The organism is Pseudoalteromonas sp. TAE79 (assembly GCF_000498015.1).
Lineage (GTDB): Bacteria > Pseudomonadota > Gammaproteobacteria > Enterobacterales > Alteromonadaceae > Pseudoalteromonas.
Genome location: NZ_AUTL01000088.1, coordinates 1 through 10,705, shown reverse-complemented (window position 1 = coordinate 10,705; position 10,705 = coordinate 1). Strand labels below are relative to the sequence as shown.

Here is a 10,705-nt window from a genome sequence, read left to right as displayed (position 1 = left end):
CTATCTACAGACGGTTTAATTTATGGTCCAAAAAAGGGATTTTGAATGAACTGTTTCGCGCATTATCTCGTGATGCGGACATGGATTGGGTCTTCATTGATGGCAGTATTGTCAGGGCTCATCAACATAGTTGCGGTGCAAGAACTGCTGACAATGAATCAATTGGAAAGAGCCGAGGTGGAAATTCTACGAAAATTCATCTTGCAGTCGATAGCGGAGGGTTGCCTGTTTATTATGAATTATCCTGTGGAAATACGCATGATATCGTCCATGCAGAGTCACTCGTAGCTAATTGCCCAACAAGTAATATGGTTGTCGCAGATAAAGGCTACGACAGTGAAAAACTGAGAGCGTTTGTTCGTGATAATAACGCTACACCCGTTATTCCACGTAAGGGCAACAGTTTAGTAGGCAATGAAGATATTGACTGGTGCATGTACAAATATCGGCACTTGGTTGAGAATGCATTTGGCCGTATTAAGCAATATAGAGGGATAGCCACGCGGTATGAAAAGCTTGAACGAAATTATCATTCAATGCTCGCTTTAGCATTTACTATGATGTGGCTACCAATGTGGGCTGATTGATATATGTACTACAAAGATCAACAGCCCCTAGCTTCATAACTTTAATAAAGTGCCCATCGGCCTACTTGTTAACACTGTTGGCGGCGATGGTACAGGTAAATAAAGCCCTTGCGACATTAAAGTAGCCAATTTAAACGCGTATTTGATATGAATGTGTTTACCATGTGCCGACTTTGTCAATTAGTGGCTCCTCACATGAAAAATAGCGATTATGGCAGCATAATTAATATCTCTTCTATAGCGAGCGTTAACAACAGCCCCGCTATTAGCGCCATGGCCCACGCGCTGTAAGTACTGATGCACTTAAAAAGTGCTTACCTCTGAAGTATTAAAACAATGTTACTTCATACTTTTATTATCAATACGTTAAAGCTAACTCCATAGTTAATCCAACAAACTCATTTTATATCGCAACTTACTTAACATAACCAACTTGCTTAACCCTATTTCCCCGTTATAAAACCTCTAAAAACCCTCATACTAACGGTACTAAAATAACCCAAAGTAATATTTTTCAGTTAAGCATTTAATGGTCAACACTATATTTGTATACTATACTTAAGTTATTCATAAATAGGCCCTTAGAGCTTATAATTAAGGTGAGGGACCGCATTGACTAATCATTTAACGCTACATTTTGTAACGCCAGAAATGCTCAAAGCAGCGGTGATCACAGCCAAATATGACCCCATACTTGTTTTAGCATCTGTATTTACAGCGGTATTTGCATCTTATATTTCATTTTTACTTTCTGCTCGTATTAAAGGCGCGCAACTTAAAAACGAAAAGCTTTTTTGGACCCTACTGTCATCATGCTTTTTAGGTGCAGGTATTTGGGCAATGCATTTTGTTGGCATGTTAGCCTACCAACTCCCTATTCCTGTAAGATACAATATACCTATAACACTAGTTTCAATTTTACCCAGTATATTTGCTAGTTATTTTGTTATATCCCCTAATTTAGAGCGTTTTAAACACTTATGGTTTAGAAGTATACTTATGGGCTTAGGTATTTGCAGTATGCATTACGTAGGTATGATAGCCATGATAATGCCAGCGCATATGGCTTATGAGCCCATTCTGTTTACGTTCTCTGTATTTGTTGCCGTAGCACTTTCGGGTTTAGCTTTAAAAATAAATGAATTACGCCAAACAACGCAAAATAAACAAAAGCGGGTTAACTTCTTAGCAGCGCTGGTAATGGGCAGTGCTATTTCGGGTATGCATTATATTGGTATGCTCTCTATGTATGTATTTGAATCTAGCCATACTACCTTGCAAATGACAACAGTGCACAACTTGCCCAAGTGATTATATTTGTAGTGCTAGTATTGAGCTTATTTTTAGTAGGCAGTATGGAATTACGTGCCAGAAGCTTGTTATCGGCAAAGTTAAAAGCAGTACTTAATACAGTGCAAGACGTAGTGATATGTTTTGATCGACAAGGCATTATCGAATTTGCCAACCCTGTAACTGCAAAAGTATTTGGTTTTGAGCAACAAGCGTTAATTGGCAAAAACATTGCTATATTGCTGCCAAAAAAGCATGCAAAGTTTTATCATTCATTTAATGAAGATCAATCCAACTTTGGCAAAAGCCAATTATTACAGGGGTGCAATAAGTGTGGGCAAGTTTTTCCCATAACAATCGCAATCAACCCTATAAGCGAGTTATCTAACGCCCCCTTTAGTCGCTACTATTAAAGATTTAACCGATATTCAAAACCAAGAAGCCTTTACACAAACTATATTTGATACCCTACCTAACATTTTATTTATTAAAGAAACTAAGAGCCTAAATTATAGTCATGTAAATAAAGCCGCTGAAAAATTACTTGGTAAATCACAAGAACAGCTTATTGGACTAAATGACTTTGATATATTCCCAGCAGAGCAAGCAAAGTTTTTTGTAAAAGCTGATCGCAAAGTATTGAACTCCAACAATTCGCTAACAATTAACGAAGAACCCGTAACCATAAATGGAACAACTCGTTATTTACGTACTCACAAGGTGATTATAAAAGATAGTATAGGTAAGGCTAAGTTTTTACTTGGTATTGCTGAAGATATTACTGAGCTCAGAGAAGCTAGAATTGAGCTAGATAATTTGCATCATCGAATGGCATTAGCCGCAGATGCGGCTAATGTTGGCATATGGGAATGGAACTTTAAAACCGATGTGCTTATTTGGGATGATTGGATGCACACACTTTATGGCATTAAAAAGAGTACTTTTTCTAGTAACTATGCTCAGTGGTCACAAACAATTCATCCTGATGATTATGATAGTGTTACAAATAGCCTGACCAAGGCAATAGCAAACAATGAAAAGTTTCATGCTGAATTTAAAATTATACTGCCCTGTGGAACAATACGTTATATAAACGCCGATGGCCGAGTATATGGTGATAGCATAGTCGGTATTAATTCTGATATTTCAAAGCGTATTATCGCTGAAAACGAAGTACTAAAACTAGCTCAAACCGATTATTTAACAGGGCTTGCAAACCGTAACAGCCTAACAAAGTTTGCTGAATGTGAGTTTAGAAAAGCTAAACAAGAGAACAGTAAAGTAGCTTGTTTATATTTTGACTTAGATAAACTTAAGCCAATAAACGATACTCACGGCCATATAGTTGGCGATTTTGTATTAACCGTAATAGCCGATCGTTTAAAGGATATTACCCGTAAAACAGACTGTATCGCGCGTATTGGCGGGGATGAGTTCGTTGTTATAAGCACCGATATTGAAAACGTCAACCAAATAGAAAAACAAATAACCAGATACTTAAACGCTATTGAGTTACCTATTGTGTTGCAAGATAACGAACTCTTAATTACAGTGAGCATTGGCTATGCGTTATATCCCGACGAAGCAGCAAACTTAGATGAGTTACTTAACAAAGCGGATAAAAGAATGTATGAACATAAAAGTAAAAAGCATGATCATGCTAATAACAGCCAACCACAAGTCAATTTAAGTTGAGCATTTAATTTTAACAATACATAACTTAAATCAACTGAACTGAAAAACTCAAATATTCCTACAGCTTCACTATGTATATCCTAAAAAGCGCTAAGTTAGCGGCTGCTTAGAGCCGTTCATTATAGGTTAACGCATTAATACAGCACGTAATTAGCATCCGTAAACACGCACTTTTTGTTATTTATACAATCCTCTGAATAGCTTTAAAAGTAATTAACTATAAGATATTTCGCCTATAAATAACGCTTAGATATATATATACTGTAGGTAATTATTAATATGACTTTTTGCTGACAATAATGTTTTTAGTGTTGTTATTAATGCAAAATATTAACGAAAAGAATAGTAGCTATGATTTTTAAAAATAAACACACTACCTGCGAGACTTTCCCATGTTATCAAAACGTATAATTCCATGTCTCGACGTTAAAGACGGCCAAGTAGTCAAAGGCGTAAAGTTTAAAGGCCATGAAGTAGTTGGTGATATTTTAACTATGGCAAAAGCTTACAGCGAAGCCGGTGCAGACGAACTGGTTTTTTACGAAATTAGTGCCAGTGTTGAAAAACGCTTACTCGATGTAAATTGGGTAGAGAGTATTGCCCGCCATATNCCGATGCAGCTCGCGTACTTGAACGCGGCGCAGACAAAATCAGCATTAACAGCCCTGCTATTGCGCGTCCTGAACTTATTAAAGAATTACACGATGAGTTTGGTAAGCAATGTGTTGTAGTCGGCATTGACAGCTTTTTTGATGAAATTACCGGCGAGTATTTAGTTTACCAATTAACCGGCGATCCTAATGCATCAAGCCGTACGCGCTATAAAACACAAGAATGGGTTAAACGCGTACAAGACCTAGGCGCAGGCGAAATTGTATTAAACTGTATGAACCAAGATGGCGTTCGTAACGGTTACGACAACGAGCAACTAAGTAAAATTCGCGATCTGTGTGACATTCCTTTAATCGCCTCTGGCGGTGCGGGTAGTATGCAAGATTTTGTTGATGTATTTAAACAAAGCAAAGTAGATGGTGCATTAGCTGCCAGCGTTTTTCATAAAAATGTGATTAACATTGGCGAACTAAAACAATTTTTAACAGATAACCAAGTGGCAGCAAGATTATGCAAGTAACACAACAAAACCAAGCTCAGGTCGATTTCGCTAAAAGTGATATGATCCCTGCGATTATTCAAGATGCCCGCTCTGGTGTTATTTTAATGCAAGGCTTTATGAACAGCGAAGCACTCGCTGTTACGCTTGATACCAATAAGGTAACGTTTTACTCGCGTTCAAAATCGCGTTTATGGACTAAAGGCGAGTCATCAGAAAACTACTTAAACGTAGTATCTGTGCATACAGATTGTGACTACGATTCAATTTTAGTACTTGCCAACCCAGAAGGCCCAACGTGTCACTTAGGCACACAAAGCTGTTTTGGTGATGAATCAAAACCAAGTTTAAGCTTTTTAGCACAGTTAGAAGATGTGATTGTTGCGCGTAAAAATGATGACCCTGAAAAAAGCTACACAGCGTCATTATTTGCAAAAGACTTAAGCCGTAGTTGTCAAAAAGTAGGTGAAGAAGGCGTAGAAGTTGCCCTTGCCGCTATGAAACACGATAACGATGAGCTAACAAACGAGTCTGCTGATTTAATTTATCACCTGACTGTATTACTACAACGCCAAGGCTTAGCCCTTGAAGATGTAGTTAAATGCTTGCAAGGTCGCCATAAATAGCATTAGTTGTGACTAACAAAGAGGCTCATATTTATATGGGCTTTTTTATTTTTACAGTAAATCACGTGTGATATAGTGCGTGGCTAAATTAATCGGTTACTGTGAACTATGAAAAACTATATTACTCCTTCTATTGTCGCATTTATTTTAGTCGTCGCGTTTATTTTAGCGGGCTGTACCAGCAAAACTAATCAGACTACAACTACAGCAACCACTACTACAACGAATCAGTCTATAAAAACCACAGTAACACCCGATGAATGCAGCACCATAAATAACCTAATAAATGGTTATGAGTCTGGTTTTAATTCAATCAAAACAGATAAAGTAAATAACCAGTTTACTAATCAATGGCGTACTAATACTCATATAATTGGAGCAAACTGTACAGTTACTTTAAATAAGTCAGAGCAAGCAAGCTACCAATGCCAAACACCTGTTAAAACACAAACGCAAACAATAAAGTCTCATCAAAAACTGGCTAAGCAATTGCGCCAATGCTTAACCAAAACAGGTTGGTTGGAAAGCCAAAAAGAAACAGCAAGTTCAATTTACAGCACCTTTGTACTTGATACTAAAACCCCTGTCATTACACTTGCTACCAATCAAGAAGGTAATGGGTTTTCTACTCGCTTTGAAATTGCTCCACCGTTAGGACTTTAATAATGCGCCAATTAAATCAAAACAAAAAACCATCTAAATTTAAAACTGATTGCCTAGGAATATGCGAAAGGCGCAGCGGTTACTGCACCGGGTGTGGGCGTACTAACGAAGAAATTTTTGATTGGATAATATTATCTGAAGATGAAAAAAAAGCGATTTTAGAAACACCACGAGCAGACGCTAACTCATAACAAATAAAGCCTTTAAATGTTAAAAGTAACAGTTAATTGATTAACTAAAAACTTTTAACTTGTTGTGGGTATTCATTTTAGTTGCGCTAATACAGCTTTCGACTACTTGCTCAAATGAGTTATTAATATCTATATTTATAACATTGGGCTCATCTTCTTTTGGAACTTCTAGCGCTTCAAATTGGCTTTTGAGTAAATCAACAGGCATAAAATGCCCTTTTCTGTCCTGCATACGGCTTTTAACCAGCTCAAAATCACCAAAAAGATGTAAAAAGGTAATGCCTGTATTTCCATCACATATTTGTTCTCGGTATTTCTTTTTTAATGCTGAGCAGACTATTACCGCGACTTCATTTTTCTTTTCAATGCTAAATGCAGCATCACGTATTCTTTCGAGCCAAGGCACACGATCAGCATCATTTAAAGGCTGCCCAGATGACATCTTTAATATATTAGCCTTGGGATGTAAGTCGTCTCCGTCGATAAATTTAGCGCCAATGCGCTTTGCTAATGCATCACCCACACTTGACTTTCCTGTGCTTGAAACCCCCATTACAATATAAATACGACCTACATTTGTGTTACTCATGTATTTACCCTCGCTTTAATTTAATAATTAATTATTTTCAATGTATATATTATATTGAGTTACGGGTAACATGTTACCCGTAACAAATACGAAAGTGAAGTTAAACACACACTAAACATCATAATTCACACTGAATATAAGTAGGGAAAAATGTCAGATTTATCATTAATACTAACAGCGGTAGGCTCCATATTTTTATTGCTATTTTTAGTAATGAAAGTACGACTACATGCTGTCGTCTCTTTGATCCTTGTTTCTATGATTGCAGGATTATTCTCAGGAATGAGCCCAGAAATAATTGCCGCTACAATTCAAAAAGGAATGGCCGGAACACTAGGCTTTGTAGCGGTGGTGGTCGCTTTAGGCGCAATGTTTGGCAAAGTAATGGAAGAAACCGGCGCGCTGGATCGCATTGCCCACACACTTTTACACCGTTTTGGAGAAAAAAACGCTAATTGGGCGCTTACCTTTACGGGCTTTATTTGTGCCCTCCCCCTCTTTTTTGATGTAGCCGTTGTACTTTTAATCGGTATTGTTTTTGCTGTGGTACGAAAAGGCGGTGGCAGCGTTGTTAAAATTGGTATTGGGCTACTTGCTGGGATAGCATCTTGTCAGGCATTTCTTATTCCTGCGCCAGGGCCGATTTTGGTTGCCTCTCAATTAGGCGCTGACTATGGTTATATGATTTTATTTGGCCTTATTGCTGCCATACCGGCAATGATTATAGGAGGTCCAATTTGGGGCTCTATTATTTCTAAATCTATTCATGTAGAACTCCCACAGCACGAACAAATCGATGATAACCAAAGAGTTGGTAAAGGGACGCCTAGTTTTGGATTAGCATTAGGTTTAATTGCTCTGCCGTTAATTATGATTAGTTTAAATACTATTGGTAGTCGCTTTGTTGAAAGAGACTCTGATTTATATAATTGGTTAGCCTTTATAGGACATCCATTTACAGCAATTTTAGTTGCCTGCCTAATGGCATTTTATTTGCTCGGTGCAAGGCGCGGTGTCCCGAATGCTAGAATCATGGAAATTTGTGGTAGTGCCTTACAACCTGCAGGAATTATTATTCTTGTCACTGGTGCCGGTGGGGTATTTAAACAAGTATTAGTTGATTCAGGAGTAGGTACTGCACTAGGTAATTACTTAGCTGGCTCAGGATTACCAATTGTAATACTCGCTTTTGTATTATCAGCCGCTGTGCGGGTTATTCAAGGCTCTGCGACAGTAGCTATGCTTACAGCGTGTGGCTTAATTATTCCAATGCTTCAGCCTTTAGGCCTTGATGGAGCGCAGCTTGCCGCTGTCACTATCGCTATTGGTGGGGGCTCTATTGTGCTCTCCCATGTAAACGACTCAGGATTTTGGTTAGCGAGTCGCTATCTCGGTTTGAGCGAAATGCAAACTCTTAAAACGTGGACGGTAATGGAAACTATTATTGGTACTGTTGGCGCACTTGTCGCTATGATTATTTCTCTGTTTTTGTAAAATTACAGTATGTAGAGTTATCATCACACATATAAAAATTACCTGAGCCTTTTGTTATTTAGGCTCAGGTAATTAGGCACAGGTAATTTAAGTATTTAAACACTCTCACCTAGATGAACTATATAACCAGTATCAATTACTTGCTTATAATTCATGCTAGTATCCAAATCGGAATTAATGCGGCTCAACAACTCTCTTCCCGCAACATTACCTATCTGATAACGAGGGGTGATCACACTTGCTAATTGAGGCACCATTGCTTGGCCAATATCATGACCATGAAAACCCACAATCCCTATTTGGCTAGGCACTAAAATGTTGTTTCGCTGGCATTCAAAAATAGCCCCAATTGCTAAATCATCATTAGTACAAAACAAACAGTCAGTATTTGGGTAGTCAGTACGCGCTTTTTGTAAAAGTTCAGCGCCTAAACTATAAGATGAAGCTTGATCAGTCATCACACTTTTAGGCGTAAAGCCTTTAGCTAACATAGCATCTGAATAACCTTGAAATTTTAGGCGTGTTCGTACATCGAGCCTTGCACCTATATAAACAATATTGCGATAGCCTTTATTTAAAAGTGCCGTCGTCATATCAAAAGCGGCTTTAACGTTATCAAAACCAATCGCTTGCTGCATAGGAGAGTGATGAGTATCCATTATTTCAATCACAGGTACGCCTGACGTTTCAATCATTTTTAGCGTTCTGTCTGTGTGTGTGGTTTCTGATAAAATTAAACCATCAACGTGATACGACAATAGATACTCAACCCGTTTTTCTTCAATTTCAGGGTTATAACCATAATGGGCTAACATTGTTTGATACCCTGCAGGCCCTGTTACATCTTCAATGCCTTTTATAACTTGAGCAAACACGTGATTCGTTAACGATGGGACTAGTACACCAATAGAGTAACTTTTAGCATTAGAGAGTAAATCAGGGGCTTTATTTGCAATGTAACCTAGCGTATCAATAGCTGCACTAATTTTAGTGCGAGTAGACTCTGATACTTTTTCGGGATTACGTAAATAACGACTCACCGTCATTTTGGTTACACCAACCGCATCGGCAATATCTTGAAGAGAAGAACGTTTGTTTTTTTTCATCACACACAATTAAATAAAATGTTACTTGTAACATATCAACTATTGTGAAAAATCACTACTTTTAGCCCATTTTATTTAGGTTAAAGTAATAAATATTTAGCCTACCGCCTGTATTTAAACTGTAGCTAAATGAATGGCTAAAAAGGTTTAGAAAACCTAAACCTTTTTAACAAACAATACTGTATTTACAGTAAAGCTGAACAAGCATTTCTAATTAATGTAATTTTAAGCTTTATCGAGCGCTTGGCTTACATCGGCAATTATATCTACAATGTTTTCAATACCGACTGACAAACGGATTAAATCGCGACTTACACCCGCATTAGCAAGCTCTTCATCATTTAATTGGCGGTGTGTAGTTGACGCAGGATGGCACGCAAGCGACTTGGCATCGCCAATATTAACTAAGCGTAAAATCATGTTTAGCGCATCAATAAAACGAGTACCCGCTTCTAGGCCACCAGCAATACCAAAGCTTAAAATACCCGATGCTTTACCACTGGTAATTTTTTGGCTCATTTCGTTATACGGGCTTGATTTAAGCCCTGCGTAATTAACCCAATGAATCGCCCCGTGTTTGCCAGAGACTCAATAACTTGAGAAACTGGAACTATGAAAAAATCAAATCGCTATACATCAGAATTTCGTGAACGTGCAATTAGGCTTGTTACCACACAACAGCATGAATACCCTTCTCTTTGGGCTGCGCTAGTATCGATTTCAGATAAACTGGGATGTACCCCAGAAACACTTAGAGCATGGGTCAAGAAATCTCAAGCTCAACCGTCTAAACCCTCTTCTAATACGCCATCAACTGAAGAACGCCTTGCCATCTTAGAGCGCGAGAATAAAGAGCTCAAGCGAACGAATGATATCCTGAGGCAAGCTGCCGCTTTTTTCGCCCAAGCGGAGCTCGACCGCAAACAGAAGTAATAGTGGATTTTATTGATGCTTGCAGAGAGCATTACGGTGTCGAGTCAATTTGCAAGGAATTGCCGATTGCACCATCAACGTATTATTCTCATAAACAGATACAAAGAGAGCCTGAGCGACTGTCTAACCGCAAAAAGCGTGATGCTGAGCTGATAATACTCATTCGCGAAGTGTGGGAGGATAATATGTCAGTTTATGGTGCAAGAAAAATATGGAAGCAGCTACAGCTTGACGACCATCAAGTCGCCCGCTGTACAGTCGAACGATTGATGCGAGTTATGGGAATTCAAGGTGTTCGTCGGGGTAAAGCACATAAGACAACGATACCTGACGAGCAACAAGATAAGCCACTTGATTTAGTTAATCGTCAATTTACTGCTGAGCAGCCAAATCAACTTTGGGTAGCTGACATCACCTATG

13 protein-coding genes, 2 pseudogenes and 1 other annotated feature are annotated in these 10,705 nt (G+C 38.3%); of the genes and pseudogenes, 11 read left to right on the top strand and 4 right to left on the bottom strand.

Features of this window, described 5'->3' with window-relative positions; all coding sequences use genetic code 11:
• Window positions 1–587 (top strand): IS5 family transposase (locus tag L655_RS0104305; protein ID WP_024603875.1); only part of this gene is annotated, 587 nt, incomplete at its 5' end.
• A 33-nt stretch (window positions 588–620) separates the two neighbouring features.
• Here L655_RS0104305 and L655_RS1000000127525 read toward each other — a convergent pair.
• Window positions 621–767, bottom strand: coding sequence for a hypothetical protein (locus tag L655_RS1000000127525; RefSeq protein WP_198925090.1), 147 nt, complete (start codon window positions 765–767; stop codon window positions 621–623).
• A gap of 432 nt (window positions 768–1,199) precedes the next feature.
• Here L655_RS1000000127525 and L655_RS1000000127820 point away from each other — a divergent pair, with 432 nt between their 5' ends.
• The 7 genes and pseudogenes from L655_RS1000000127820 (at window position 1,200) to L655_RS0104275 (ending at window position 6,163) form a co-directional block, all read left to right on the top strand.
• Complete coding sequence (locus L655_RS1000000127820; protein ID WP_050582184.1) at window positions 1,200–1,898, top strand: MHYT domain-containing protein; 699 nt, start codon at window positions 1,200–1,202, stop codon at window positions 1,896–1,898.
• Window positions 1,895–2,290: a PAS domain S-box protein gene (locus tag L655_RS1000000127815; protein WP_241764438.1), complete on the top strand. Its 396-nt coding sequence runs from the start codon at window positions 1,895–1,897 to the stop codon at window positions 2,288–2,290. Before L655_RS1000000127820 ends, L655_RS1000000127815 begins: the two co-directional genes overlap by 4 nt.
• Window positions 2,286–3,572: a diguanylate cyclase gene (locus L655_RS1000000127810; protein ID WP_343222886.1), complete on the top strand. Its 1,287-nt coding sequence runs from the start codon at window positions 2,286–2,288 to the stop codon at window positions 3,570–3,572. The genes L655_RS1000000127815 and L655_RS1000000127810 overlap by 5 nt, the downstream gene beginning before the upstream one ends.
• A gap of 392 nt (window positions 3,573–3,964) precedes the next feature.
• Window positions 3,965–4,704 (top strand): annotated as a pseudogene (locus tag L655_RS01000000125050) (HisA/HisF-related TIM barrel protein).
• Window positions 4,695–5,309 (top strand): bifunctional phosphoribosyl-AMP cyclohydrolase/phosphoribosyl-ATP diphosphatase HisIE, encoded by a 615-nt coding sequence (hisIE, locus tag L655_RS0104285; RefSeq protein WP_024604211.1) that lies wholly within the window; start codon window positions 4,695–4,697, stop codon window positions 5,307–5,309. Before L655_RS01000000125050 ends, hisIE begins: the two are co-directional and overlap by 10 nt.
• Before the next feature lie 108 nt (window positions 5,310–5,417).
• On the top strand, window positions 5,418–5,972 hold the full coding sequence (locus L655_RS0104280) for a hypothetical protein (RefSeq protein ID WP_024604210.1): 555 nt from the start codon (window positions 5,418–5,420) through the stop codon (window positions 5,970–5,972).
• Window positions 5,973–5,974: 2 nt separating this feature from the next.
• On the top strand, window positions 5,975–6,163 hold the full coding sequence (locus L655_RS0104275; RefSeq protein WP_002960277.1) for a DUF1289 domain-containing protein: 189 nt from the start codon (window positions 5,975–5,977) through the stop codon (window positions 6,161–6,163).
• A 40-nt stretch (window positions 6,164–6,203) separates the two neighbouring features.
• On the opposite strand, the gene L655_RS0104270 is transcribed toward L655_RS0104275, so the two are convergent.
• Window positions 6,204–6,752: a gluconokinase gene (locus tag L655_RS0104270; RefSeq protein WP_024604209.1), complete on the bottom strand. Its 549-nt coding sequence runs from the start codon at window positions 6,750–6,752 to the stop codon at window positions 6,204–6,206.
• 150 nt (window positions 6,753–6,902) lie between these two features.
• On the opposite strand from L655_RS0104270, the gene gntU reads away from it, so the two are divergent.
• Window positions 6,903–8,246 (top strand): gluconate transporter, encoded by a 1,344-nt coding sequence (gene gntU / locus L655_RS0104265; RefSeq protein ID WP_024604208.1) that lies wholly within the window; start codon window positions 6,903–6,905, stop codon window positions 8,244–8,246.
• Between the two features lie 95 nt (window positions 8,247–8,341).
• On the opposite strand, the gene gntR is transcribed toward gntU, so the two are convergent.
• Window positions 8,342–9,352, bottom strand: coding sequence for a gluconate operon transcriptional repressor GntR (gntR, locus tag L655_RS0104260; protein WP_024604207.1), 1,011 nt, complete (start codon window positions 9,350–9,352; stop codon window positions 8,342–8,344).
• A gap of 225 nt (window positions 9,353–9,577) precedes the next feature.
• A pseudogene (locus L655_RS0104255) lies at window positions 9,578–9,919 on the bottom strand (PLP-dependent transferase); the annotation flags it as partial.
• A 45-nt stretch (window positions 9,920–9,964) separates the two neighbouring features.
• On the opposite strand from L655_RS0104255, the gene L655_RS0104250 reads away from it, so the two are divergent.
• Window positions 9,965–10,285: a transposase gene (locus L655_RS0104250; RefSeq protein WP_024604194.1), complete on the top strand. Its 321-nt coding sequence runs from the start codon at window positions 9,965–9,967 to the stop codon at window positions 10,283–10,285.
• Window positions 10,243–10,359 (top strand) — a sequence feature (AL1L pseudoknot). Its footprint overlaps the gene before it by 43 nt.
• Window positions 10,288–10,705, top strand: a 418-nt coding sequence (locus tag L655_RS0104245) for an IS3 family transposase (RefSeq protein ID WP_139016270.1), incomplete at its 3' end; no start/stop codon positions are given. (Overlaps the previous feature by 72 nt.)

Excerpts from the sequence above, each read along its gene's own strand:
- gntU (WP_024604208.1), top strand. The coding sequence starts at position 6,903 with ATGTCAGATTTATCATTAATACTAACAGCGGTAGGCTCCATATTTTTA.
- L655_RS0104270 (WP_024604209.1), bottom strand. The coding sequence starts at position 6,752 with ATGAGTAACACAAATGTAGGTCGTATTTATATTGTAATGGGGGTTTCA.
- gntR (WP_024604207.1), bottom strand. The coding sequence starts at position 9,352 with ATGAAAAAAAACAAACGTTCTTCTCTTCAAGATATTGCCGATGCGGTT.
- L655_RS0104280 (WP_024604210.1), top strand. The coding sequence starts at position 5,418 with ATGAAAAACTATATTACTCCTTCTATTGTCGCATTTATTTTAGTCGTC.
- hisIE (WP_024604211.1), top strand. The coding sequence starts at position 4,695 with ATGCAAGTAACACAACAAAACCAAGCTCAGGTCGATTTCGCTAAAAGT.
- L655_RS0104250 (WP_024604194.1), top strand. The coding sequence starts at position 9,965 with ATGAAAAAATCAAATCGCTATACATCAGAATTTCGTGAACGTGCAATT.
- L655_RS0104275 (WP_002960277.1), top strand. The coding sequence starts at position 5,975 with ATGCGCCAATTAAATCAAAACAAAAAACCATCTAAATTTAAAACTGAT.